Raw genomic sequence first — 26,838 nt, forward strand, 5'->3', positions numbered from 1 at the left:
TTTCAGGCATTTTTCATATAGAAGTTTTTTAACCAGGGCAGTGATGGGAATCAGCGCTCTCTGCCTTTTTGCATCTCAGGGGCTTAGTGTCTCTGCTGCAACGATCAAAGAAGAGAACATCGCCCGCAATCAGGCACAGGCCATTCAGTCCAATGAAGTGGCAAACTGGCCTACGGGACCGGTAGTCAGCGCAGGATCCGCCATTTTGATGGATGCGGATACCGGAGCGATCCTTTATGCCAAAAATATCCATCAGCAGGAATACCCTGCCAGTACCACCAAAATTCTGACAACATTGATAGCATCCGAGCGCTGCAGCATGGATGAGATCGTGGATTTCTCCTATGATGCGGTACACGATATTGATCCCGGAAGCAACCATATCGCTATTGACCCCGGCGAGCAGCTGACCATGGAGGAATGTCTGAATGCCATTCTGATCCGCTCCGCCAATGAAGTTTCTTTCGCGGTAGCAGAGCATATTTCCGGAACGACCTGGCAGGACTTTGCACCGATCATGAATGAAAGAGCCAAGGAACTGGGGTGTGTTGATTCCAATTTCGTCAATCCCAACGGACTTCCCAATGAGGATCATTACACCAGTGCCTATGACCTGGCGATGATCGGAAGAGCTTTTTTTGCCAACGAAGCGCTGTGTAAAATGACAATGACACATATGCTGCACATTTTGCCGTCGGAACGCCAGCCGGATGATATTATGGAAGTCAACAAGATGGAACTGATCCCCGGCGGTAAATATGCATATCCGTATCTGGTAGGCTGTAAGACCGGTTACACCGATGTTGCCCGCAGTACACTGGTGTCCTGTGCGGAAAAAGACGGCATGAAGCTGATCTGTGTGGTCATGAAAGACGAAAATCCGAATTACTATGAAGATACAATCACTCTGTTTGATTATGGTTTCAGCAATTTTCAGAGAGTGAACATTTCTCAGACAGAGACCAAGTATAATATCGAGAATGCAGGATCTTTTTACAGTGGGAATGATATTTTCGGCAACTCCAAACCGATTCTGGAACTGAACCAGACGGACAGCATCACTTTGCCGAACACCATCACCTTTCAGGATGCGGTGTCCAGTATTTCCTATGATAATACAGAACCAGGACAGGTGGCTGTGATCACTTATACTTACAATGATGTGGTACTGGGAACGGCATCCCTGGATTTTACGGCAGCGGAAAAGGGCAGTAGTGTCTTCCGGGAAAATACGGCAGAGACCACGGAGTCTGCAGAGGAAAGCGGTGCAACCGATGAAACGCAGTCAGGCACAACGACCACAGAGGCAGACAATACAGAGACAACCGAAACAGCAGGAGATAACACCGGAAACAATGGTGGAATTCCAACGGTTGCACAGGAGACATCCCCGGAGGAGGAAAACAGCACTTCCGGCGGTCCTGCGGTTATTTTCATTAATGTGGTAAAAGTATTTTTCTGTATCGTGGGAATTGCGGTATTGATCTTCCTTGCACTGTTATTACGTACGTTTTTCAAGAATTATCATTTTGCCCACCGCAGTACCCGCCTGACCTGGAGATTTAACCGCAGAAGAAATCGTTCCAGATCCCGGTATCGTTCGGTGGATCAGGACCTTCGTAACAGACGCAAAGAAGCAATCCGACAGGCGAAAAAACGTCAAAAACCCAAGAAGTCATCCCACTTTCGCGGGTAGTATTCCGAAGGGGAGATTTCCATACATTTTGCCCAGTTTGATTTTGACATATCAATGGGTACTATGGTACACTGAATAAGAAAAAAGTGGGGTAGTGTACCCGGGGAAATGAGAAGCTTAGGATAAGAAAAGGTTAAGGGAGCGAAATACCTTGGATAAGAGTGAATATAAATTAAGAGCGGAAGAAATCAAAGACTTGATCAGCCGTGGGGAGTATGCGCAGGCTGCGGAGATTGCGGATACCATTGACTGGCGCAGAGTCAAAAGTGTTATGATGCTGTGCACCATCAGTGACCTTTACAAGATCAATCGAAGATACGAGGATGCCAGAGATATGCTGCTTCTGGCATATGAACGCCGTCCGGGAGGAAGGACGATCTGCTATTCTCTGTGCGAACTTTCCATTAAAATGGAAGAGTATGTACAGGCTATCGAGTATTACAAAGAGTTTGTGCAGGTAGCGCCCAAGGATCCCGGCAGATATATTTTGCAGTACAAATTATATGAGGCGCAGGATGTCAGTCTGGAAGAGCGCATTGCTGTTCTGGAAGAACTGAAAAAGAGAGATTACAGAGAAAAATGGGCATATGAGTTGGCTTATCTATATCATAGAGTAGGACTTGCTGCCAGATGTGTAGAGGAATGTGATGAGCTGATCCTTTGGTTTGGCGAGGGCAAATACGTTATCAAGGCAATGGAGCTGAAAATGCTCCATCAGCCGCTAACACCGGAACAGCAGGAAAAATACGATCATCGTTTTGACGCGCCCGGTACGCAGCAGTATTCTCAGAATTATGCGCAGGATCCCGGTTATGGACAGAACGAAACTTATGATCCGAATCAGGGCTATGTGCAAGACGGAAGTTACGACCCGAATCAGGGCTATGCACAGGGCGGAAGTTATGACCCGAACCAGGGCTATGCACAGGATGGAAGTTATGACCCGAATCAGGGCTATGCACAGGATGGAAGTTACGATTCCAATCCGGACAATGTGCAGGAGGGGGCTTATGATCAGGTGATTGATGACACCAGAGTCTATGAACCGGTGCAGCCGGTACAGCCCCAGCAGGCACCCGCGCAGCCGGCGGAAGATGATTTCGACATTCATGTGAAGACCATGGATGTGGGACAATATAATACGATCAATCTACAGGCAGAACTGGCAGCAGGCCTGCGGGAGGTACTGAGTGAGGACCATGCGAAGGAGACTTCGGATTCCATTACCCGTTCTATCGTGGCACCCATGATCGATCCCGGGGATTCCGATACGGAGTCTCTGGATTATCCAGAGATCGCAGATGTCAGTGAAGACGATCTGGAGCCGGAGACGGAGCAGATGGAGAGCTCGGAAGTATTCTTTGGGGAGACCGGAGAAATCGGCGATCTGTCACAGGTGCCCCAGGTAGAGACGGAAGAGATTCTGCCGGAAGAGCCTGTTGTTGCAAGAAGAACCGATGTAGTACCGGAGCTATCTGAAGTACAGAAGACACCGGAAGTACAGGAAATCGTGAAGGAACCGGAAACACAGAAAGTACCGGAAGCTCCCGTAGAGCCACCCAAGGAACTGGCCGATGTGCTGGCACAGGAATCCGACGGTCAGATCAGCCTGGTAATGCCGGAGGCAGAGAGCATTGAGAAACAGATCACCGGCCAGATGAATATCGAGGATATTCTGGCAGAGTGGGAACGCAAGAAGAAGGAGAATCTGGAGAAGAGAGAAGAAGAGGTTCGCCAACATGTATTACAGCAGACCGGAGCCATGTTCACGGAGTTTGAGCAGGCGGTAAGAGACGGATTGCTGGAAAAACTGGAAAAAGAAAAAGCTGCGGACACGGCAGATACCGTGGCAGAAGATACAACAGATACCGATGAGGTAGAAGAGCTGGAAGAGATCACGGAAGAGCCTGCCACAGAGGAACCCGTGGAAGAACTGACGGAGGCTGCTCCTGCAGAGGAAGCGGAACAAGAGCCTGTAGAAGAGCTTCCGGAAGAGGATACTGTAGAAGAACTCGCGGAAGAACCTGCATATGAGCCGGAAGCAGAAGAATTTGAGGAATCTGCGGAACCGGAAGCAGAAATCTATGAGCAGGAAGAAATCGTAGACGAGGAACAGGCAGAACCGGAAGGAGCAATGGATGACGAGTCTGTAGAGGAGCCCGCGGCGGAAGCAGTAGAATCGGCAGATGAGGAAACAGCCAGGGAAGAGATAGAACTGACGGCTGAGGAAACGCCGGAAGCCGGGGAAGCACCGGAACAGCCGGAGCGCCCCGCAGTAGAGCGAGACAAAGCAAAGGTTCGTGCGCTTACCAGAGAAGAGAGAGAGCTGTATGCACCCTTTATCCAGAGCAGATCTGCCAGAGAGCAGTTAGTCAAGGCCATTGATAATATCAGTCTGGCAGCCTACACCGGCAACGTGATCATCACTGGAGAAGAGGGTATGGATACCTTATCTCTGGCGAAGAACATGGTTCGCGAAATTCAGGCAACCGACAGCAATTTCTCCGGAAAAGTGGCAAAGATCTCTGGACATGCATTGAATAAAAAGGATACTGCAGATACCTTATCCAAGCTGAAAAACGGCGCGCTGATCATTTGCAAGGCATCCGAAATGAACGATGCTACGGCAAATGTACTTCACAAGGCATTGCAGCAGGAGAGTCAGGGAATCGTAATTATTCTGGAAGATACGAAGAGGGATATTGATAAATTCCTCGAGAAACATGAAAAATTGAGAGAGTGCTTTACCGCACGAATGGATGTGGAAGCCCTCAGCAATAACACGCTGGTGGCATTCGGCAAACAGTATGCACGGGAGATGGAATACTCTATTGACGAACTCGGAGAGCTGGCGTTACATACCAGAATCGAAGATATGCAGACGATAGATCATGTGGTTACGGTAGTGGATGTAAAGCAGATCGTGGATGAAGCGATCGCTCATGCAAATAAAAAGACATTGAAGCATTTCTTCGATGTCCTGTTTGCCAAGAGATATGACGATGAGGATATGATCATCCTCACCGAGAAAGACTTTGTATAGCGGGAGGCGCGGTCATGACGAAGGAGAAGGTATTTATTTCCGAAGCAGATCAGTATCTTTTTGCCCAGGGGACCCATTATGATATTTACAAAAAACTGGGTGCACATTTGTCGGTGGAAGACGGCGTGCAGGGAGTCTATTTCGGAGTATGGGCACCAAATGCAGCACAGGTGAATGTCATTGGCACATTCAATGAATGGAATGAGGAATCCCATCCCATGCAGAAGCTGGGAGAAGGCGGTATCTGGGGGCTGTTCATTCCCGGCGTGGAAGAGGGAACGATGTATAAGTTCCTGATCTATGCAAGGGATGGCAGAAAGCTCTACAAAGCCGATCCTTTTGCCAATTATGCGGAGTACCGGCCGGGTACGGCATCTATCGTCACCGATATTACAGGCTTTGACTGGAGAGATTCCAAGTGGATGGAAGCCCGGGACAAAAAGGATATGAATAAAGAGCCTATGGCGATCTACGAATGCCATATTGGTTCTTTTATGAAGCATCCTAACAACGGTACCGCCGAAGGATTCTACAATTACCGGGAGTTTGCGGACCGGATCATAGAATATCTGAAGGAGATGAAGTATACCCATGTAGAACTGATGGGTATTGCAGAGCATCCGTTTGACGGTTCCTGGGGATATCAGGTGACCGGCTACTATGCACCGACTTCCCGTTACGGAACGCCGAAAGATTTCATGTACCTGATCAACGAACTGCACAAGGCCGGAGTCGGCGTGATTCTGGACTGGGTACCTGCGCATTTTGCAACTGATGCCCATGGCTTGGCTGAATTTGACGGTCAGTGCATTTTTGAACATCCCGATCCCCGTCTGGGAGAGCATCCCGAATGGGGAACCAAAATCTTCAATTACGGCAAAAATGAAGTAAAGAACTTCCTGGTAGCCAATGCCTTGTTCTGGCTCAGAGAGTTCCATGTGGACGGCATCCGTGTAGATGCGGTGGCATCCATGCTATATCTGGATTATGGTAAAAAAGAAGGTGAGTGGCTGCCGAATAAATTCGGTGGCAACAAGAATCTGGAGGCCATTGAGTTCTTCCACCATCTGAATTCTGTCATCCGTGGAACGTATCCCGGATTTGTGACAATTGCCGAGGAATCCACGGCGTGGCCGAATGTGACCAGCGATATCGGAGGCGAGGGATTAGGCTTCTCCTTTAAATGGAATATGGGCTGGATGCATGATTTCTGTGAATACATGAAGCTGGATCCTTTGTATCGTAAGGGCAATCATTACGCTATGACCTTTGCCATGAGCTACAATGACAGTGAGAACTACATTCTGCCCCTGTCTCATGACGAAGTGGTACATCTGAAGTGTTCCATGGTAAATAAGATGCCAGGTTATACTGCGGATAAATACGCAAATCTGCGTGTGGGCTATACCTACATGTTCGGACATTCCGGCAAAAAGCTGCTGTTCATGGGACAGGATTTCGGACAGGAGCGTGAGTGGAGTGAAGAGCGCGAACTGGACTGGTATCTGTTAGGCGAGAAGCTGAATCAGGGCGTACATACCTATGTAAAGGAACTGTTGGAACTGTACCGCAAGTATCCTGCAATGTATGAGATCGACAATACCTGGGACGGTTTCGAGTGGATGAATGCGGATGATGCAGAACACAGCACCTATTGTTTCGTGAGAAAAGGTTCCAGCGGCAAAAACAATCTGCTGTTTGTATTGAATATGACTCCGATGAAATGGGAGAATTATACCGTACCCGTGCCGAAAAAGAAGAAATATAAGCTGCTGCTCAACAGTGATGAGGAACGTTTTGGCGGCTGGGGCAATGAGATTCCCGCAGAGATCATGGCAGAGAAAAAACCTTACCATTACAAGGATTATTCTATCAGCTTTGATCTGCCCCCTTATGGAGCTGCTGTATTTCTGTTCTAAGTCCGGTTAAGAAATTATAAGAAACGACCGAAATAAAAGATGAGTGTGACCAAAAGGTGCACTCATCTTTTTTCTTAACTATTCAGAGACATGTAAATATCACTAAGGCCTCTTTGAATGCTTGTATTCGTAAGAGGATTTAGTGATATTTATAGGGCGATATAGCCTCAATGGGCAAAAGGAAAGTTCTGAAAGAGCGATTTTGCGAATGAGTCTCTGAATAGTTATTTCAAGAGTTATTACCAGGAAGGACGACAAGCGTGAAGATAACATTTCAGAATCAGACGGTAACTGATACAGAAAATAGAACAGAAAGTATCCAGACGGAGAAAAATACCTGGGGCAGAGATAAAATACAGCGCAATAAAAAAAGTGTGAATGCAAATACTTTTGGAGCCGTATACGAGAGTGGGCAGATCCCAATGCCTGTGGGAAATGAAGAGAATAATAAGGGAAAATCCCTGATTGAACTGCAGCAGGATGCCGGGAACACCAATGTGGCATTACAGCAGGATTACATGACACTACTGTCACATACTATGTCCCAGGAGGATTATGCGAAGGCTTGTGAGGACGGATTTGACCCCAGAGAACTGGATCAGGATACCGCAGTTACCATCGTGGACAGGATCAAAGCAGAACTGGTGCGTTCCGGACAGAACATTGCCGGATACACGGACGACATAGATCTGGACACCCTGGCGGCAGCTGTGGGCAGCGATACACTGGCACAAAGTATTGAAGAACAGTTCCGGGCAACGGATATACCTCTGACTCCTGAAAATGTAGATGAATTAAAAACCGCCTGGGAGCTGGCATCTTCTCTGCAGCAGCCCCAGGAAGGCGAGGTCGGGTATCTTGTAGATAATGGATTGGAGCCGGAGATCTGGAACTTGTATGTGGCAGAGAACAGCGGTGCGAAAGTACAGCAGAATACCGTACCGCAGGAATTGCAGGACCAGATGGATAAGGTGATCACGGATGCCGGCCTGCCGGTCAATGATGAGAATCGCCAGAAAGCGCAGTGGCTGGTGGGAGCAGGTTTGCCACTGACAACGGATACCCTGCAGCAGCTGGCAGAACTGGATACGATTGACTATCCCGTCAGTGAGGATGCTTTTGCACAGGCAGCGGCATCGGCACTCGCGGAGGGGAAATCCCCTGTTCATGCGAATCTGGCACGGCAGGAAAATATATACGAGAAAGCCACAGAAATGGTACAGGACTGGTTCTCGGATGCAAAATGGGATGTCACGGCGGAGAATCTGGCGGCCAGAAAACAACTGGAAGAGATCCGGCTGCGCATGACAGCGGAAGTGAATGTGAAACTCTTACAGAGTGATTTTTCCATTGATACGGCCCCTATGGAGCAGCTGATCGAAGCACTGCGTAGAGCGGAGGCAGAAGTTGCGGATAAGTATTTCCCCAACGATGCGGATGCCGTGGCAAAATATGAGACCTATACACAGACCGTACAGGTGACAAACGAACTGCCGGGACTGCCGGTCAGCGTGTTGGGACCCTATAGCCTGGAACAGAAAGTTTCTCAGGAGACCGTGGCAGAATTTCACAGCGAAGGTAAGGCGTTGCAGACGGCCTATACAGAAGCAAATGAACGTTATGAGACACTGATGACAGCCCCCAGAAGAGATCTGGGGGACAGCATCCGCAAGGCATTTTCCAATGTAGATGACATTCTGACAGATATGTCATTGGATAAAACACTGGAGAACCAGCGGGCGGTCCGCATCCTCGCGTATAACCGGATGGAGATTACTGCAGAAAATATCGAGAGAGTCAAAGAAGCAGACAAACAGGTCACTGCAGTGATTGAGAAACTGACACCGAAGAATGTATTACAGATGATCCGGGACGGCGTAAATCCGTTGGAGAAGACTTTTGGGGAACTGGAGTCCTATTTTGCCGAAAATCCTCAGAGTTATGAGGAAGAGGCGGAGGACTACAGCCGTTTCCTGTATCAGCTGGAACAAAAGAAAGATATCACGGAGAATGAGCGGAAAGCTTATATCGGTATCTATCGTATGGTACACCAGATTGAGAGAGAAGATGGTGCCGCAGTAGGCGCGGTGGTAAATATCGGCGCAGAATTGCAATTTTCCACACTCCTGGCAGCTTCCAGGAGCAGAAGAACCTCCCATATGGACTGGAAAGTGTCGGATGATACCGGACTGACACAGGAAGTACGTTTATCGGAGAACAATATTTCAGAGCAGATTTCTGTAGGGATGGCAAAAGAAATATTGACAGATGTGTCAGAAGACGCTGAGAGCAGAGACGCATATTATCAGGAATGTCTGCAGCAGATGCGGGAAGCGGTAGAGACCGAACCGGGAGCAGCACAAATGTTGGAAAGGGGAGAGGTAAATACCAGTACTTCTAACCTGCTGGCAGCTCAGGCTCTGCTGGAGGATCCGGCGGAACTGTTCAGCGACCTGCAACGCTATCGTAAGAAATACAACAAAGAGAAAGAAATACCTGTGGCGGCAACCGGAGGGGAGCCTGCCGGAACAGAAGCCTCCGGATTGTGGGAACAGCTGGATCAGCCGAATTTTGCAGATGATTACCGGACCATGCTTCAGGATGCTTTACAGGAGACAGAGACGATCAGTCTGGAACAGGCAGAGAGCCATCTGGATGTGAAACAGTTACAACTGGTACACAAACAGCTGCGCCTTGCAGGAAATCTTCAGAACAGGCAGGAGTATTTCCTGCCGATGTATCTGGGAGACCAGCTGGCAGGAGTGCATCTTACCCTACAGCAGGGAGCCGGAGAGACCTCGGCTGTGGATATCCGGGTAGATGCGGGAGACGAACAGTTGGAAGCGCATTTACAGGTCAACGGAGAACACATCGAAGGTTATCTCGTAGGAAATACCCCGGAAGAGGTTACGAAACTGGAAAAGACCTCCGATATATTCCTTGAATGGATTCAGACAGATACCTCTGCAGACTGGAAAGCGGAAAAGCTTTCTGTTGTCAGCTCCCGGGATATGACAAGGATGGCTGCCGGTGAGACGCAAAATGCAGAAACAATAGAGAGCCGGGCAGATGCGGCGCAACTGTACCGCCTGGCAAAAGGATTCCTGCAGGCTGTCGCAGACAGCAGCGGAAAGTAAGGAGTAACAACACATGAGAATTAATTACAATGTATCGGCAATGTTATCCAACAATGCCTTATCTACCAATGATGACCTGCTGTCCAAATCATTAGAGAGACTTTCTTCCGGATTAAAGATCAATCATGCAAAGGATAATCCGGCAGGACTGGCAATGTCCAAACGTATGAATGCCCAGATCGAGGGCCTGTCCGTGGCAAACCAGAATGCTAGCGACGGCGTATCCATTATCGAGATTGCAGATGGCGCCATGACCGAGATCAGTGAGATGCTGCAGCGAATCAATGAGCTCTCCGTCAAGGCTGCCAACGGTATAATGACGGATGATGACCGAGATACCGTACAGGATGAAGTAAAGCAACTGAAAGAGGAAATCACCAGAATTTCTGACGTAACAGAGTTCAACGGACAGAAACTGCTGAATGGGGAGTACGATCTGAAGGGATATACCAACAAGCAGGAAGTTAAGGTGAACTACTATTCTACCGACGTGCCGGTAAAAGAATATACCATAAAGTCTATACCGCTGACAAAGGATGCGGACGGCAATATTGTGCTGGACGGAGATGTGACGTTCGGAGATGGTTTCCCGGATGCGAAGACACTGAAGACTGAACTGAAGGATGATCTTTTGACCATCACCGGAGAAAACGGATTTGAGATGCGCCTTGATGTGAGCGGAACTTTGAATGGAGCACAGACAGGAACAACGGTTCAGGATCTGAAGATCAATGCCACAGGTATCGGCGCTATGCGCTTACAGATCGGAGCTAATGAACATCAGGTGCTGGAAGTAAATATTCCTGCGGTTTCTTTACAGAATATGGGAATCGAGAATGTTGATGTCAGTACTGCAGAAGGTGCGGACGATGCCATTGATCGCGTAGACGGCGCCATCAAATATGTATCTTCCGTTCGAGGCAGACTGGGTGCATTCCAGAACCGTCTGGAATCTACGATCAACAGTCTGGATATTACCAGCGAAAATATGACTTCCGCATATTCCCGTATCATGGATGTAGATATGGCGGAAGAAATGACTTCTTATACGACTTATCAGATCTTGGCACAGGCAGGAACCTCCATGCTGGCACAGGCCAACGAGAGACCGTCTCAGGTACTGCAGTTGTTACAGTAGGAAAGTTCTGAATAAGAGGACATGGCAGAATGACAAAAGAATGCAAACAACAATTTACACTTCGGATCACACAGGCGAATTCCACGCAGTTGATCGTGATCCTGTATGAAATGACCTTACAATATCTGGCAGACGGAGAGCAGGCAGCAGATGATGCCGGACTGGCGGAAGCTGTTCATAGAGCCAGGGGATGTATCAAAGAGCTCCTGAACTCTCTGCACAGAGAATACAGCCCGGCAGGAGAGCTTTCCAGACTGTACCTGTTCTGCCTTCGCAGACTTGCTGTATGTGAAGTCCGCAGAGACCGCACAATATTGGAAGAGATTCGCAAAGTGATCGCACCTCTCTGCGATGCGTACAGGCAGATCCAGGATCAGGATACTTCCGGCCCGGTGATGAACAATTCTCAGACAGTATATGCCGGACTGACTTACGGCAGGAACCAGTTAACCGAAAACATGGCTGACCAGGGCACGAATCGGGGAATGTTGGTATAGATTTTTTTCCTGATCCGCCGGCTGCAGAGCGGCCAGCTCTGTGAGATGCTGATACCTTTTTTGTAACGCATTGATTTCATAAATATAACTGTCAATGAGATCACTTTCCAAAGCATTATCGAAACCCGCATAGGCGATTTCCAACGCCTGGCGGGTTTTTCTTATGGATTCTTTCAGATCTATGGGAGAGAAATCCTCTTCAATGATTTCCGGGGAGGCATCTGCCTGACTAAAAAAGATTTTCATAACATTAACCGTCCTTTCTGCTAACAGTATAGGAACAAAAAAGGAAAAATATACCTGACATGGAGGAAAACGGAAGACATTTTTACACGGAAAGAGGAATAGATTAGGATAAAGAATTGTCGGGAATGCGAGAACAACAGTGGAACATCCGGAAAATTTATTATGGCTGATAGCAGTGGCGGCATTATTGCTGCTCATAAGCTTTTTGGGGAAAAAGGCAGAGTGGCTCCTCAATTTTGCATTGCGGGGCATTATGGGAATCATTTCCATTTATTTTATTAATATGGGTGTGACTTTCCTTGGATTTACTACAGTGGTTGGAATCAATGCAGTAAGTATTTTGACAACGGGAATCCTTGGAATTCCGGGCATTGTGATGCTGTACGGGCTAAGTATTTATGAAATATTATAAAAAGGTGTTTTGACATGCGGAAAGCGTGTAAAATAGCGTATTTCATGATTGCTGAAAATATGAAAAATAATTCTGTTTGTTAAAATGTACTAAAGTTTATCTTTTTACGAAAAAGGTATTGCCAGACGGAAAGTGAGCATTTATAATTCATCTTACAACCAATCGCGATGGTTGTTCAGAGCATCTTATAAGATCTTTTAGAATTTCTATTTTGGGATAGATTCATCCCGCATTACCAGAAGACTGATTTTGAATAGTTGGGAGGAAGGTGACGACAGGACTATACGCAGGAAAATAATGTGAAATCAGGAGAAGGAGATGAGATATTTGGGGTATTATGTATACTTTTGGCAATAGCTTGCTGTTTTGATTACAAAACGCACAGGATACCCAATTGGCTGATCGTATGCTGCATGTTTGCAGGCCTGGGGTATCGGTTGATCAGCGGCGGGCACAAAGGCGTTTTGGAATATCTGGCAAGTGCATTACTGACAACGATATTACTTTATTTTGTTTTTTGGATCGGAGCCATAGGAGCCGGTGATGTTAAGATGTTGGGAGTCTGTGCCGGTTTTTTTCCCTGGAATAAAGTACTTTATTTTCTGTTTTTCGCGCTCATGATTGCAGCAGTAATTGCACTTTTCAAAATGTATCTGGAACGCAATATGAAAGACCGTTTGTACTATTTGGGAGAGTACTTATGGGACGTATTCCGGTGTGGAAGATGGAAACTTTATTTTGCCGGAGAACGGGAAGGTGCCGGAGCAGGGATTTGCATGGCGGGACCGGTGTTCTGCAGTGCATTGATGTATATGGGAGGAATGTATTGATGGAACAAAAGGAACCGGTTCTGGTTCTGTATGACCGGGAGGAAGAATACGCGCGGCTTTTTTCAGAATACCTGAAGAGGCAAAAGGAATTGCCCTGGCAGATCCATACTTATACCAGAGCGGAAGAACTGTTGGCGGGAGAGAAAAGCGGGGAGGTAACAATGCTGGTGGTGGCGGAATCCTCCTGTGAGGAGGCATTGAACACATTACAGCCGACATGTCAGGCAATTTTAAATGAGAGCGGAACTCTCCGCTTTCATCAGTTTCCCAATATTAACAAATATCAGGAAGCGGGACAGGTGTGGAAGGAACTGTTGGCGTTGTATGTAGAGACGACGGGGATACGGATGCCGCTGTTATGTGCGGAATATAAGACCCGTTTTATCGGAATGTACTCTCCGGTTCACAGATGCCTTCAAAGTACGTTCGCATTGACTTTCGCACAGCTGATGGCAGAAAAACATCCCACGCTGTATCTGAATTTCGAACATTATGTGGGGATCATAGAATTGCTTCCGGAGAGACAGAATCGGGATCTGGCAGATCTGCTCTATTTTTTAGCAGGAGATGAAGGAAAATTTCCTCTTCGCATGCAGACGGTCATTCAGAGAAAAGGCAATCTGGATTATATTCCACCCATGCGGAACGGACAGAACCTGTTGGGGATCACCTGGGAAGAATGGAGAAGTCTGTTCCAGAGGATCGAGGAGCTGGGGAAATACGAATATGTCATTCTGGATCTGAGTGAAAGCATACAGGGGCTGTTGGATGTTCTGCAGATGTGTATCAAAGTATTTACGTTGACCAGAGAGGACAAGATGTCACAGTGTAAACTGGATCAATATGAACAGCTATTGTCACTATGCGAGAAAGAGGAAGTAAAGGGGAAGACCAGAAAGCTGAATTTGCCATACTTTCAGCGACTTCCCGTGGAAATGGAACAGTATACCAGAGGGGAACTGGCAGATTATGTGAGAAAAGAAATAGAGACATTGGAAGAGTAGAATAGGAGAAGGACAAATGGATTATTTAGAGCAGAGAAGAAAACTTCGTCAGATGGTACAGGAAAGACTGGATTATGGAAGAGATTATACGGATGAAGAAGTGGAGGATACGATCGATGAAGTACTGATGGAGCAGGAAAGTCTGGAGTTATGCCCGGTAGAATTGCGGAGACGTCTGCGTAAGGAATTGTTTGATTCCCTGAGAAGACTGGATATTCTGCAGATTTTTGTGGAGGACAGCTCTGTTACAGAGATCATGATCAACGGCATGGATCACATTTTTGTAGAACAGGATGGACAACTGCGGGAATTGGATCGAGCCTTTGATTCCGTGGAAAAATTACAGGATGTCATTCAGCAGATTGTGGCGGGGTGTAATCGCGTGGTCAATGAAGCGTCACCCATCGTAGATGCCCGGTTGAATAATGGTTCCAGAGTAAATATTGTCATGAATCCCATTGCTCTGAATGGCCCGATCGTCACGATCCGGAGATTCCCGGACAAGCCTGTCACCATGCAGAAGCTGATCGGTCTGGAAACCATTTCGCTGGAGGCAGCCCAGTTCCTGGAGACACTGGTGAAGGCGGGCTACAACATTTTTGTCAGTGGAGGAACGGGAAGCGGCAAGACAACATTCCTAAATGTTCTGTCCGGCTATATTTCGGCGGAAGAGCGGGTGATCACCATAGAAGACAGTGCGGAACTACAGTTGCAGGGTCTTCCGAATCTGGTTCGTTTAGAGACTCGTAACGGCAATACCGAAGGATGCAGAGAAATCGGAATCCGGGAACTGATCCGTTCGTCTCTGCGGATGCGGCCGGACCGGATTATTGTAGGAGAGGTCCGGGGACCGGAGGCTATCGATATGCTGCAATGCATGAACACCGGCCATGATGGGAGTATGTCCACCGGGCATGCCAACAGTGCCACGGATATGCTGGCAAGACTGGAAAATATGGTCCTGATGGGAATGGATCTTCCGCTGATGGCTATTCGCAACCAGATCGCCTCGGGAGTGGATGTTATTGTACATCTGGGGCGGATCCGTGATAAGAGTAGACGTGTCCTGGAGATCACGGAGGTAGTAGGTTGTGAGAATGGAGAAATACGCCTGAATCCTTTGTATCAGTTTGAAGAGCTGGGGGAAAACAGTGAAGGAAAAGTGGTCGGCAGGCTGCGGAGAAAAGGAGAATTACTTCATGAAGGAAAGCTTAAGGCAGCAGGATTATCATAAGGTTTTTCAGAAGCGGGGAGATTGCATACGGCTGTTGGCACAGACATCAGGGGTAGTTATATTTTTTGCCTGGTTTTTCTATCGCTCTATCTGGGCGGTTCCGTTATTGTTCCCTCTGGGGATTCTCTATTTTCGCAGGTGCGTCAACAGACAGTGTCGGAAGAACAGACAGGAACTGACCATGCAATTCAAGGAATGCATCTTGTCTGTGGCAAATTCTCTGAGAAGCGGATATGCGTTGGAAAATGCTTTTCTGGAAAGCCGGGAGGATATACGAATGTTGTATGGTGAGCATTCCGCCATGTACCGGGAACTGGAACTGATCCGCAGAGGAATGATACTGAATATCACGCTGGAAGAGTTGATCAGTGATCTGGCAGACCGGAGTGGCATTGAGGAAATTGAGCAATTTTCCGCTATTTTGAACATTGCCAAGAGAGGCGGTGGAAATGTCACGCAGATCATACGGACTACAGCAGAGGTGATCAGTAATAAAGTGGAAACCATGCAGGAGATGCTGACCATGTTACAGGGGAGAAGACTGGAACAGAACGTGATGGAGATCATGCCGTTTGGAATTTCTCTCTATATCGCAGCCGCTTATCCGGGATATTTTGGAACGCTCTACCATAATGGAATGGGTATCATAGTGATGACACTCTGCCTTGCAGTCTATGCAGGAGCATATCTGCTGGGTGAGAAGATACTGGATCGGATCGAGGAGGAACTGTAGAAAGAGATGATAGGTAAGAAAGGCATCCTGCGTTTTTTCTATAAGGTGATGATGGTCTGCTATAAAAAGCTACATTTGTGGAGAATTCCGATACCTGGAAGAGATAAGGTGCAAGCGGATCTGAATCGTATGCACCCGGGAGAAAATCCGCAGGAGTGTGTGACAGACTATTATGTGACAAAGCTGACACTTTCTGCAGTCATACTGATCGCTGGGATAATGCTTGCCATTACAATGCATTACAGCAGTCGGGAAAGACATATCCTGCAGAATCAATGGGTGTATCGGGGATCTGGGGAAGAGGGCAGTCGGGAATACAGCATCACCGGACAGATGGAGGACGGCGAGAGATATTCTTTCCAGATGGAAGTGATGCCTCGCAAGTATAGCCAAAGCGAATTGGAGAATTTGTACGAGCAGTTTGGGAGAGAACTGCCTCAGTTGATCCTGGAGAAAAATGATTCTCCCGATGAGATCAGAGAGAATCTGGATTTATCGGAAACGTATGAAGGATACCCGTTTCTGGTGAACTGGAAAAGCAATTCTACGGAAGCTGTTGAAGAGAATGGACAGATACATCCCGGGCAGGAGGATGTGCCTGTATTGTTGAGAGCGGAGATACAATACGGGGAATTTGTCAGAGAGACAACGGTTAAGGTAACAGTTGTAAAAAGGAATGAGACCCCACAGGAAAGAGAGAAAAGCAAGTTGTCGGAATTACTGCAGCGGGCGCAGGAGGAAGATCCGGAAAGTGAAAAAATCCAGCTGCCCACAGAAATTGAGGGCAGAAAAATTTCCTGGGAAGAAGATATTCCGGAGACTGGATGGAAGATTCTGGCGGGGGCTCTGTTGTTGGCGGCGGCAGTCTTTTTCTTCCAGGACAAAGACCTGCATGATCTGGTGGAGAAGAAAAAGCGGGAGGAACGTAGAAGCTATCCGGAAATCCTGCAAAAGCTGACACTGTATCTGGAAGCGGGATTGACGGTCCGGTCTGCGTTTTGCCGGGTTGCAGAAGATTACGAGAAGGAAAGAAAACGAGGGGGACGTTGCCGGGAAGCTTACGAGGAAATGCTGATAGCAACCCGGGAGATACATATGGGAGTGCCGGAAGGGGCAGCATATGAGAACTTTGGGAAAAGGACAGGAGTCAGGGAATATGTCCGTTTAAGCACATTCCTGACGCAAAATCTGAAAAAGGGCAGTTCTACGCTTTTACAGCAATTAAAGGAAGAGTCTGTCCAGGCGGAAGAACTGCGGATACAGAATGCCAGAAAACTCAGTGAGGAAGCGGCGACAAAACTGCTCCTGCCTATGGTGATGCTGCTGGTGGTAGTAATGGTAATGATCATGGTGCCTGCATTTTCGAATGCGGGAATATAAGAAAAGGAAGGTATGGTTATGGGAAACAACAAATTAAAATCATTTCGACAGTTTCTGACAGAAGAAGACGGAATGGGTACAGTGGAAGTAATACTAATCATTGTGGTACTGGTAGGGCTGGTCATTATTTTTAAAGAGAAGATCACGGAAGTTGTCAATTCCATTTTCACAAAGATTACAAATCAGACCAAAAAGATATAAGGAAAATACGTTATGACATCCGTGAAAAAGGTACCCCCGGGTGGTTATATGACGGTATATCTGGCACTGACGGTGACAGTGATCATGGCCCTGTGTCTTGCTTTGATCGAGGGCTGTCGGTATCGGGGAATCTCACTGGAAACAGAATGCGTCATGGATATCGGAATGGATAGTATCCTGGCTGAATATCATAGAGAACTGCAGAAACAGTACAATCTGTTTGCCATAGACTGCTCTTACGGGACAGAAAGTGCTTCGACAAAGCTGACGGAGAGTCATTTGCTGGAGTATATGAACCGTAATTTTTCTCTGGAGGATGTGTTTCTCGAAAAACTGTTGTACCGGGATTTTTTTGCTGTTCAGGCAGAAGAAGCACAGGCTGTGAAAGCGGCATTTCTGACGGATGGCGAAGGAGAAGTCTTTCGGCGGGTTGCTGTCGATGCCATAGAGGATACGGTGGGAATCGGACTCTTACAGCAACTGACGGACTGGCTGCAGGTCATAGAATCCCGTGGACTGGAGCAACAGGATATTGCGGGACAAAAACAGCAGATCGATGCACAGATTCAGGAATATGACGGGAAGGAGACCACGGAAGGAAAAACCGTTCATATAGAGAATCCTACCGCAGCCCTGGAAGAGAAAAGAAATAAAGGTCTGTTAAAGCTGGTAACAGAGGAAGACAATATCTCCTCCCGCAGGATAGAAACAGAGTCCCTATTGGAGACGCGGATGGAGCGAGGAGAAATAAACCGCGGAAATATGGTGCCGGGAACCGCAGAAAATTATGAAGAATGGGAAGCGTTAAAACAAAAAGTTTTTTTCCATGAGTATCTGTTGCGGTATCTTGGGCGGTATGGCCAGGAGAAACAGGACAGCCCCCTATGGTATCAGACAGAATATGTCATTGTGGGCAAGGATAATGATACTGACAATCTGAAGGGAATAGTGAACCGAATATTCGTTATCAGAGAAGCTGCAAATACCATGTATCTGACCGGTAGTGAGGAAAAACGGGCAATAGCGGAGCTATTGGGAGAGGCACTTGCAGCGGCAATGATGGTTCCGGAGATTGGAGAGTTGCTTGCGGCGACACTGATCCTGGGATGGGCTTTTGCAGAAAGTGTTTATGATGTAAAGGAACTTCTTGCCGGGGAAAAGATTCCCCTGTTAAAAACAGATGCTACCTGGCATTACGGACTTTCTTCCGCATTACAGGGAGAATTGCCCGGGACTTCCGAAGAGGATGCCTCCGGTTCCGATTCACCGGGAATGGGATATGAAGATTATCTGAGAATATTTTTGCTGCTCTGTGAGGAAAAGTCTGTTACCTGCCGGGCTATGGACGTGGTGGAAATGGATATTCGAAATACTCCGGGAAACAGAGCATTCCGACTGGATACCTGCATTGTGGAAATTGCAATGAATGTGAAAGTAAAAAGCAAATATGGCTATTCTTTTGAGATCGAGAGACAGAAATCTTATATAGGATCTTTAGAGGCAATAGAAAATACTGGTAATTAGGAAGACGAGCCGGGAAGGGAGGTGAGCAGCGATGTCCTCTTTATGCAAGTACAGCTTTATAACTATTAACAAGAATGATTCAAGTCCTACTCCGACTTTAAGAAAAACTCTTAACCCATGTAACGATTTACTCCCCGTAAAATTCCTACAGACAGCAAACTTCATAAAGAGGATATCACTGCTTATACTCCCGCGAACACCGGTGAAGGCAAGTATGACGGTGGAAACAGCACTGGTTTTGCCGTTGTTTTGTTTTTTTATGATCCATATGGGAAGCGCTATAGAAATGATGCGTTTGCATGGAAACCTGGAAGTAGCATTGTGGGATGCCGGCAGACAGGTGGGAATCTATGGCGGAATACTGAATGCAGGAGATGCCGGAGAGAAAGAGGATAACGATGACAGGTTGGGAACAGTGGCTGTTTCCTATACCTATGTTAAAAATCAGATCTGCAATCAGCTGGGAGAAGAATATCTGGAGCAGTCCCCATTAGAACAGGGGGCAGACAGCCTGCAATTTCTGGAGAGCAGCACAAAGAATGATATCTGTGAGATTGTAGTCACCTATGGGATCAGTCCGCTCACGGAGGTTTTGGGATTTCGAAAATTCCGTATGGCGAACCGATACTATGGTCATTTGTGGAACGGCTATGCGATTCCGGGGACTGAGAATGATGAAGAATATGTCTATGTAACGGAAGATTCAGAAGTATATCATAGAAGCAGAGAATGTACACATCTGAGATTGTCGGTTCGACGGGTGGAAGCAGCGGAAATTCCTAAGGGTTATCATCCCTGTGAGAAGTGTATGGTACAGAAAAAAGATGCCGCTGCCCCGGAAGAGAATGGCTACTATATTTGCTCGGAGGGTGAATGTTATCACAGAAGGCGGGACTGCCCCGGGCTTAAGAGAACCGTATATTGCATTGCCAGGAAAGATGTGGACGGGTACAGAGAATGCAGTAGATGCGGAAGAATATAAAACGGGAGAATGGTGAAGATGGAGTTGTGGGAAAATGTGATACTGACCGGCTATCTGCTATGGGGCAGCTGGTATGATATCCGGAAGAGAGCGGTTCCGGTGGGGGTATTGTTCCTGGGCGGAGTACTGGCTGTTATGGTTATTGTCTGGAAAGGCTTTGAATGCAGCAGGCTTGTCGCACTACTTCCCGGAATTCTGCTGTTGCTTTTGTCAAAGGCAACAAAGGAAATCGGTGAGGCGGATGGTATCGTACTGGCGCTGACCGGTTTTATAAGCAGAGATAAAAATATTCTTCTTATCTTAGGTATAAGCCTTCTGTATATCTTTCTTTATGCAATGATCCTGTTTTGCAGAAAGCGGAATCGCAGCCTGCAGATCCCATATCTTCCCTTTTTACTGGCAGCATATATAACGGCATGGATGACAGGATGATTGGAGGGAGCAATCGTATGCAACGAAAGAATTATAAAGCGTATTTTACCGTGGAGGCGGCAGTTCTGTATCCTATAGTGTTGGGAGTGATAGTGTTGATGACGTATTTACTGTTTTTTCAATATGATCGCTGCCTTTTGGAACAGGATATGGGAAGGGCGGCAGTGAGAAGCGGCAGTAGATGGATGCAGAAAAAAGAGGAACTGAATCGACAGCTGCAGGAGAAAGATATGTTTTTTGACACGGAGAAATATATTGCCTGGGAGAGTGAATTGCCGGTCTGGAAACTGGAAAAGAATCAGGTAACCGTGGAACAGACGGGAAGAATGCCTTATCCGTTTTCCGAAATAGCGGAAGTACCCAGGTATTGGAGCGCAAAAGCCGCATTTCAGGTGAAGAGGAACAATCCGGTGGAGATTCTGCGAAACAGTCAGAGGTATCGTGGGAAGACGGAAGAAACAACAGAGAGTGATAACAAGGAAAATACAAGTGGTGCGGTACAGTGAGAAAGGATGGAAGAATAGTTGCTAAATACAGAATATATCAGAAGCTTAAATGCGAATTATGAGAGACTATTATTAGAACGGAAACCGGAGGAAAAGAAATATCAGTATTGTATGATCAGCCGGGGAGGGATCAAAGGATTGCTGCCCTGCAGTTTGAGATACATAGACGGAGAGGCCTATCTCTATTATGATATTACTTCCAGACAGAATATTGCACAGCTTTTTGAGAAGAAGCCTATTACAAGACAATGGATCATGGACTTTTTGTGGAGTATGCGCAGAGTGCGGCAGGAAATGTCCCGTTTCCTTTTGGAAGAGAGTAACATCGTGTGGTTTCCGCAACATGTCTATCAGGATCTGGAGAAGAAAGAATTTTATTTTATATATGTCCCGTATTGCACGGAAAATACAGGATTTGATGAGCTGATGGAATACCTGGTGGAACATGTGGATTATCAGGATGAAAGCCTGGTGGAATATGTCTATAAAGCCTACGAGCAATATGAATCGGCAGGAGAGGTCTATTTGCAGGCCAAAATTTTTGAGGATGCAGAGTGCCTGAGAATCCCTGAAAAAATGGATGCCGTAGAGGAGGAAACAACTGTTGTCGTGGGACAAGATCAGGAGAAGGATGCGATAAGGGAAGAAGAGAAGGAAATGCCGGTGGGAGAAGTTACAGTAATAAAGGAAAAGAAAGGCCTGTTTAATCTGTGGGAAAACCGGAAAAAGAAAGAGAAGCAGGAACGGGATAATTATACCCGGAGTCTGCAACTGACCATGACGGGATATGCGGTGGCGGAGGAGACCGCTTATGAGGAAGAAGATATGGGAAGGACTGTGTATATGGAGGAAAGACCGGCCCCCAGAGAGAGTACACACCGCCTGTTGTCGGAAGAAGGGAAGCTGCTTGCAACATTAGAACAACCAATCTACACGATCGGAAAAAAACGGGGAGAAACGGATCTGGTATTGAATGATCAGTCGATCAGTCGTCTGCATGCAAGGATCATAAAGGAAACAGATGGGTATTATCTTGAAGATATGAATTCCACAAACGGTACATTTAAGAACGGATTACAACTGCAGCCTTATGAGAGGCGAAAGTTGGAAGAAGGAGATGAGATTACATTGGGTAAGATCACGGTAATCTACCGGTAGGCAGTGTGCAGCCCCCTTTTTGTTGACGGAGTGATATAAACAGTGGTACATTTGAAATACAATACCGGATGGAGAGAACATTGAGAGGAGCAATGAAGGTGAAAAGGCTTCGTAATGTACCCTGGGTAAGCGGAATGCTTGTGGTGATCAATGTAATTGTGTTCCTGATGTGTACTTTTTCGGGAAATGTGTTATATAATAAAGGCGAACTGGATGTAGTCAGTGTATTGGCCGGTAAACAGTACGGCAGGCTTTTGTGGGCAATGTTTTTGCACGCGGGCATAGAGCATATTTTTAATAATATGGTCCTCCTGTTTTTTCTGGGGGCCATGATTGAGAAGGTGACAGGTCATGTCACGTTTCTGGTGCTTTATTTTCTGTCCGGAATCGGAGGGAATTTATGCTCACTGCTGGTAAAGCTTCTGCAGATGGATTATTCGGCATCTGTAGGTGCCAGCGGAGCCATCTTTGGACTGGACGGAGTACTGCTTGCCTGGATTTTGCTGGATCGGCAATCTATGCCGGATGTGACACCCAAACGGGTGATTCTGATGATAGCATTATCTCTGTACAGTGGTTTTACTGCACAAAATATTGACAATGCGGCACATGTGGGCGGACTGGTGACCGGATTCCTGGCGGGACTTTTGTTTTGTGCGCTCAGGAAACACAGAAGACAGAAGAAAACGAAAGAGGTGTGGACTTGAATATCAACATTTACTATGGCGGACGAGGAATCATTGATGATCCTACGATCTATGTGATCAATAAGATGCAGGAAGTGCTGGAAGAGTTGCGGGTGCATGTGGAGAGATACAATCTTTATGATGGAAAGACCAATATTACGACATTGCCACAGACGCTGAAAGAGGCAGACGGAATTATTCTGGCAACGACAGTGGAGTGGTACGGTATCGGTGGCTATATGCAGCAGTTTCTGGATGCCTGCTGGCTGTATGGGGATAAAGAGACGATCGCGGGAATTTATATGTGTCCGGTCGTGATGTCTACCACCTACGGAGAGAGAGAAGGCAAGCTCAGTCTTGCGGCGGCCTGGGAGATTCTGGGAGGATTGCCCTGCAGCGGCATATGCGGATATATAGAGAATACAGTAACGTTGGAGATGAACGGACAGTACGGCCAGATCATTGAGAAAAAGGCTGAGAACATGTACCGTACTATCAACCAGAAGATTGCCAGTTTCCCGGCCAGCAATAAAGTGATGCGTCAGAAAGTAACGATCCCCAAGGCAATCAACCTGACACCGCAGGAGACAGAACAGTTGTCGGAATATGTATCGGATGATACGTTTGTACAGCGACAGAAGGAAGATATTCAGGAATTGACTTCCATGTTCCGGGATATGTTGGATAACAGCGGAACGGATAATGAACAGGAATATCTGGAAGAGTTCCGAAAAGTTTTTGTACCGCAGCCTGGTTTTGAAGCAAGATATGTTATTAATATAGAAGAAAAGAAGAATCCTCTGTGGATCGCTATTGGCAGTGGCGCACTGGAATGCGGATACGGTGAGACGGAGAAGCCGGATGTGGAGATGCAGATGAATCGTGCTGCCATGGAAGATATTGTGAACGGACGAATGACCTTCCAGAGGGCGTTTATGTCAGGCATTATGAAGCGAATGAAGGGAGATTTCCGAATTCTCAGAACACTGGATCAGATGTTTCCCTTTGAAGAAAATAACAGATAGGAGCAAAACGATGAAAAAGGAAGATTGTATTTTCTGTAAAATTGCAAACGGAGAGATCCCTTCCAAGACATTATACGAAGACGGGGATTTCAGAGTAATCTTGGATCTGGGACCGGCTACCAGAGGACATGCGCTGATCCTGCCCAGGGAGCATGCGGATAATCTCTATGAACTGCCGGAGGATACAGCGGCAAAAGTATTTGTTCTTGCAAAAAAGATGGCAACAAAGATGACAGAGAAATTACATTGCGATGGTCTCAATATCGTACAGAATAATGGAGAGGCTGCCGGACAGACCGTTCGCCATTTTCATATGCATTTGATTCCCCGTTATGAGAATGATGGACAGCATATTTTATGGAATCCCGGGGAAAGTACACCGGAAGAACTGGAAGAGATTCGCAAAACCATTACCGAATAACAGGGAGAAACCATGAGAACAGTAGATGTAGCTACTTTGACGCAAAATATCAAAGAAATGTGCATAGAGGCCAATCATTTCTTATCTGAGGACATGAAGACGGCATTTACAAAAGCGGAACAGCAGGAAAAAGCACCTTTGGGGAAGCAGATCCTGCAACAGTTGCAGCAGAATATGGATATTGCAGGCAAGGATATGATTCCCATCTGTCAGGATACCGGAATGGCGGTTGTATTTCTGGAAGTGGGTCAGGATGTGCATCTGACAGGGGGCAATGTGGAAGATGCCGTCAACGAAGGTGTCAGACAGGGATATGTGGACGGTTATCTGCGAAAATCTGTGGTGAAGGATCCCATTTACCGGGAGAATACGAAGGATAATACACCCGCGATCATTCATTATAGTATTGTTCCGGGGGATCGTGTCAGGATAACCGTGGCACCGAAGGGATTTGGCAGTGAGAATATGAGCAGAGTATTTATGCTCAAGCCCGCAGACGGAATAGAAGGCGTGAAGAACGCAATCCTGACGGCGGTAAAGGATGCAGGACCGAATGCGTGCCCTCCTATGGTAGTCGGAGTGGGCATTGGCGGTACTTTTGAAAAATGTGCATTGATGGCGAAGAAGGCATTGACACGTCCGGTGGATGAACATTCGGAGATACCCTATGTGAGGGAACTGGAAGAAGAGCTACTGGAGAAGATTAATAAAACAGGCATCGGACCGGGAGGACTGGGCGGATCAACCACAGCACTGGCGGTCAATATTAGTACATATCCCACACATATAGCGGGATTGCCGGTAGCTGTAAACATCTGTTGCCATGTCAACAGGCATGCAGTTAGAGAGATCTGAAGTAAAGATGTCCGGATATTATAATAATTGGAGTGTAAGCGACATGGATAAATATGTAAAAGTACCTCTCAGCGATGAAGATGCCCGCTCTCTGAAATCAGGAGATTATGTATATCTGACAGGGACCATCTATACAGCCCGGGATGCGGCGCACAAGAGAATGCAGGAAGCTCTGGACAGGGGAGAAGCACTTCCTATAGGAATGAAAAATAACGTAATCTACTATATGGGACCGTCTCCGGCGAGAGAAGGCCGTCCTATAGGGTCTGCAGGCCCGACAACAGCCAGCAGAATGGATAAATATGCACCGGGATTATTGGATCTGGGACTGAAGGGGATGATCGGAAAAGGAAAAAGGTCACAGGAAGTCCGGGATGCCATTGTAAGAAACGGAGCAGTATACTTTGCAGCCGTAGGTGGTGCAGGAGCACTTTTGTCCCGCGCAATTACCTCTTCTGAGGTCATTGCATATGATGATCTTGGAACAGAAGCTATCCGTAAACTGACCGTAAAGGACTTTCCTGCGATTGTAGTAATTGACGCAGAAGGTAATAACCTGTATGAAACGGCGGTAAAAGAATACAACGAAGAGTAGACTGGGGCGGACTATGTATAGAATCATACTGATGGTGGTAAGACTGTTCTATAAGGTGCCGTATTATCTGATTCGGATATGGTGGCTGGGAACCAGAAAGAATTTTGACCTGGAAAAGAACTATGCATTTATCAAAAAAGTAACAAAAGCGGCAAACCGTGCCGGAAGAGTAACCATAGAGAGCTATGGTGTGGAAAATATTCCGAAAGAAAACGGGTTTATCTTTTTCCCAAATCATCAGGGAATGTTTGATGCACTTGTGTTTCTGGAGTCCTGCCCGGTTCCTTTCTCTGTAGTCTATAAGAAAGAAGTAAGCAATGTAATCCTGTTAAAACAAGTATTTCGGGCATTGCACGCGATTGCCATAGACAGAGAAGACATTAAGCAATCACTTCAGGTGATCAATCAGATGACAGAAGAAGTAAAGCAGGGCAGAAACTTTCTGATCTTCCCGGAAGGAACCAGAAGCCGTATGGGAAATCAACTGCTTCCATTTAAGGGAGGAACATTCAAAAGCGCAGTCAGAGCAAAGTGTCCCATTGTACCCTGTGCTCTGATTGATTCTTACAAACCGTTTGATGAGAAGTCCATAGCTCCGGTAACGGTAAAGCTGATTTATTTACCGCCAATCTGTTATGAAGAGTATAAACAGTTGAAAACACCGGAGATTGCGGACATTGTAAAAGCGAAGATTGAAGAAGCTATTCGGCAATATTCATAAACAATATCTACAATTAGGAAAATAATAAAAAAAGCGATTGACAAAAGCATAGAGCTTATGTATAATAATTTTTGCGTCACGAAATGACGCCAATAACATATTGGTAGAGACGATGTTCAGATCATGGAGAAATACTCAAGAGGCTGAAGAGGCGCCCCTGCTAAGGGTGTAGGTCGGGCAACCGGCGCGAGGGTTCAAATCCCTCTTTCTCCGTTTACTACCAATAGGAAGTAAAAGAAGAATCTTAAGAGATTGAGATTTCTTTTTTTGCGCCATTTCCACCATTATGTAAATGCTTTGAAAAATAAATGTAAAAAGTTGTTGACAAAGCACAGAGCAATGTGGTAGTATGAAACTCCACCGCGAAAATGAAAGTTTTCCGGTTGAGAAAAAGATTTGAAAAAATCGAAAAAAGTTGTTGACAAACGAAAGCGGTTATGATAAGATATCAGAGTTGCCGCTG

25 protein-coding genes and 1 tRNA gene are annotated in these 26,838 nt (G+C 46.6%); 25 read left to right on the forward strand and 1 reads right to left on the reverse strand.

Annotated features, from left to right (window positions below):
- The first annotated feature begins 43 nt into the window (after positions 1–43).
- The 6 genes from ACLTOH_RS11910 (at position 44) to ACLTOH_RS11935 (ending at position 11,430) form a co-directional block, all read left to right on the forward strand.
- Positions 44–1,696 (forward strand): D-alanyl-D-alanine carboxypeptidase family protein, encoded by a 1,653-nt coding sequence (locus tag ACLTOH_RS11910; RefSeq protein WP_412224163.1) that lies wholly within the window; start codon positions 44–46, stop codon positions 1,694–1,696.
- Positions 1,697–1,847: 151 nt separating this feature from the next.
- Positions 1,848–4,739: a hypothetical protein gene (locus ACLTOH_RS11915; protein WP_412224164.1), complete on the forward strand. Its 2,892-nt coding sequence runs from the start codon at positions 1,848–1,850 to the stop codon at positions 4,737–4,739.
- A 14-nt stretch (positions 4,740–4,753) separates the two neighbouring features.
- A complete protein-coding gene (glgB, locus tag ACLTOH_RS11920) occupies positions 4,754–6,658 on the forward strand; it encodes a 1,4-alpha-glucan branching protein GlgB (RefSeq protein WP_119623304.1) in 1,905 nt (634 codons plus the stop codon).
- Between the two features lie 260 nt (positions 6,659–6,918).
- Entirely contained in the window at positions 6,919–9,795 is a 2,877-nt protein-coding gene (locus ACLTOH_RS11925) for a DUF6240 domain-containing protein (protein WP_022312652.1), read from the forward strand.
- 13 nt (positions 9,796–9,808) lie between these two features.
- Complete coding sequence (locus ACLTOH_RS11930) at positions 9,809–10,933, forward strand: flagellin (protein WP_119623305.1); 1,125 nt, start codon at positions 9,809–9,811, stop codon at positions 10,931–10,933.
- A 29-nt stretch (positions 10,934–10,962) separates the two neighbouring features.
- Entirely contained in the window at positions 10,963–11,430 is a 468-nt protein-coding gene (locus ACLTOH_RS11935) for a flagellar protein FliS (RefSeq protein WP_117465294.1), read from the forward strand.
- On the opposite strand, the gene ACLTOH_RS11940 is transcribed toward ACLTOH_RS11935, so the two are convergent.
- Entirely contained in the window at positions 11,380–11,676 is a 297-nt protein-coding gene (locus ACLTOH_RS11940) for a DUF2508 family protein (RefSeq protein WP_117465295.1), read from the reverse strand. The genes ACLTOH_RS11935 and ACLTOH_RS11940 overlap by 51 nt on opposite strands.
- Positions 11,677–11,815: 139 nt before the next feature.
- Between ACLTOH_RS11940 and ACLTOH_RS11945 the strand changes: the two genes are divergently transcribed.
- From ACLTOH_RS11945 to ACLTOH_RS12035, 19 genes are all read left to right on the forward strand, one after another.
- Positions 11,816–12,088: a pro-sigmaK processing inhibitor BofA family protein gene (locus ACLTOH_RS11945; protein WP_412224166.1), complete on the forward strand. Its 273-nt coding sequence runs from the start codon at positions 11,816–11,818 to the stop codon at positions 12,086–12,088.
- A gap of 299 nt (positions 12,089–12,387) precedes the next feature.
- On the forward strand, positions 12,388–12,918 hold the full coding sequence (locus tag ACLTOH_RS11950; RefSeq protein WP_022312657.1) for a prepilin peptidase: 531 nt from the start codon (positions 12,388–12,390) through the stop codon (positions 12,916–12,918).
- Positions 12,918–13,922 carry a hypothetical protein gene (locus tag ACLTOH_RS11955; protein ID WP_118501699.1) on the forward strand — a complete coding sequence of 335 codons (1,005 nt, stop codon included), beginning with the start codon at positions 12,918–12,920 and terminating at the stop codon, positions 13,920–13,922. Before ACLTOH_RS11950 ends, ACLTOH_RS11955 begins: the two co-directional genes overlap by 1 nt.
- A gap of 16 nt (positions 13,923–13,938) precedes the next feature.
- Positions 13,939–15,156, forward strand: a complete 1,218-nt coding sequence (locus ACLTOH_RS11960; protein ID WP_119623306.1) for a CpaF family protein — start codon at positions 13,939–13,941, stop codon at positions 15,154–15,156.
- Positions 15,122–15,889: a type II secretion system F family protein gene (locus ACLTOH_RS11965; RefSeq protein ID WP_022312661.1), complete on the forward strand. Its 768-nt coding sequence runs from the start codon at positions 15,122–15,124 to the stop codon at positions 15,887–15,889. The genes ACLTOH_RS11960 and ACLTOH_RS11965 overlap by 35 nt, the downstream gene beginning before the upstream one ends.
- 6 nt (positions 15,890–15,895) lie before the next feature.
- Entirely contained in the window at positions 15,896–17,269 is a 1,374-nt protein-coding gene (locus ACLTOH_RS11970) for an immunoglobulin-like domain-containing protein (RefSeq protein WP_119623307.1), read from the forward strand.
- Between the two features lie 18 nt (positions 17,270–17,287).
- The gene (locus ACLTOH_RS11975) at positions 17,288–17,470 is read left to right on the forward strand and encodes a Flp1 family type IVb pilin (RefSeq protein WP_022312663.1); all 183 of its coding nucleotides are present in this window, start codon (positions 17,288–17,290) and stop codon (positions 17,468–17,470) included.
- A gap of 12 nt (positions 17,471–17,482) precedes the next feature.
- Positions 17,483–18,994, forward strand: a complete 1,512-nt coding sequence (locus ACLTOH_RS11980) for a DUF5702 domain-containing protein (RefSeq protein ID WP_412224168.1) — start codon at positions 17,483–17,485, stop codon at positions 18,992–18,994.
- A 214-nt stretch (positions 18,995–19,208) separates the two neighbouring features.
- The gene (locus ACLTOH_RS11985) at positions 19,209–19,976 is read left to right on the forward strand and encodes a hypothetical protein (protein WP_227064200.1); all 768 of its coding nucleotides are present in this window, start codon (positions 19,209–19,211) and stop codon (positions 19,974–19,976) included.
- A gap of 18 nt (positions 19,977–19,994) precedes the next feature.
- Complete coding sequence (locus tag ACLTOH_RS11990; RefSeq protein WP_145985573.1) at positions 19,995–20,408, forward strand: hypothetical protein; 414 nt, start codon at positions 19,995–19,997, stop codon at positions 20,406–20,408.
- A gap of 17 nt (positions 20,409–20,425) precedes the next feature.
- A complete protein-coding gene (locus tag ACLTOH_RS11995; protein WP_022312667.1) occupies positions 20,426–20,914 on the forward strand; it encodes a hypothetical protein in 489 nt (162 codons plus the stop codon).
- An 18-nt stretch (positions 20,915–20,932) separates the two neighbouring features.
- A complete protein-coding gene (locus ACLTOH_RS12000; RefSeq protein WP_022312668.1) occupies positions 20,933–22,072 on the forward strand; it encodes a DUF6382 domain-containing protein in 1,140 nt (379 codons plus the stop codon).
- A 92-nt stretch (positions 22,073–22,164) separates the two neighbouring features.
- Positions 22,165–22,779 (forward strand): rhomboid family intramembrane serine protease, encoded by a 615-nt coding sequence (locus ACLTOH_RS12005; protein ID WP_172594670.1) that lies wholly within the window; start codon positions 22,165–22,167, stop codon positions 22,777–22,779.
- The gene (locus tag ACLTOH_RS12010) at positions 22,776–23,783 is read left to right on the forward strand and encodes an SCP2 sterol-binding domain-containing protein (RefSeq protein WP_022312670.1); all 1,008 of its coding nucleotides are present in this window, start codon (positions 22,776–22,778) and stop codon (positions 23,781–23,783) included. The genes ACLTOH_RS12005 and ACLTOH_RS12010 overlap by 4 nt, the downstream gene beginning before the upstream one ends.
- Positions 23,784–23,793: 10 nt before the next feature.
- Entirely contained in the window at positions 23,794–24,204 is a 411-nt protein-coding gene (locus ACLTOH_RS12015; protein WP_022312671.1) for an HIT family protein, read from the forward strand.
- A 12-nt stretch (positions 24,205–24,216) separates the two neighbouring features.
- Positions 24,217–25,059: a fumarate hydratase gene (locus ACLTOH_RS12020; protein ID WP_022312672.1), complete on the forward strand. Its 843-nt coding sequence runs from the start codon at positions 24,217–24,219 to the stop codon at positions 25,057–25,059.
- Positions 25,060–25,066: 7 nt separating this feature from the next.
- Positions 25,067–25,654: a Fe-S-containing hydro-lyase gene (locus tag ACLTOH_RS12025; RefSeq protein WP_227064202.1), complete on the forward strand. Its 588-nt coding sequence runs from the start codon at positions 25,067–25,069 to the stop codon at positions 25,652–25,654.
- Between the two features lie 13 nt (positions 25,655–25,667).
- Positions 25,668–26,375, forward strand: coding sequence for a lysophospholipid acyltransferase family protein (locus ACLTOH_RS12030; protein WP_227064203.1), 708 nt, complete (start codon positions 25,668–25,670; stop codon positions 26,373–26,375).
- A 125-nt stretch (positions 26,376–26,500) separates the two neighbouring features.
- Positions 26,501–26,588: transfer RNA gene (locus ACLTOH_RS12035), tRNA-Ser, on the forward strand.
- Positions 26,589–26,838 lie beyond the last annotated feature (250 nt).

This window comes from Waltera sp. (assembly GCF_046969025.1).
GTDB lineage: Bacteria > Bacillota > Clostridia > Lachnospirales > Lachnospiraceae > Acetatifactor > Acetatifactor acetigignens.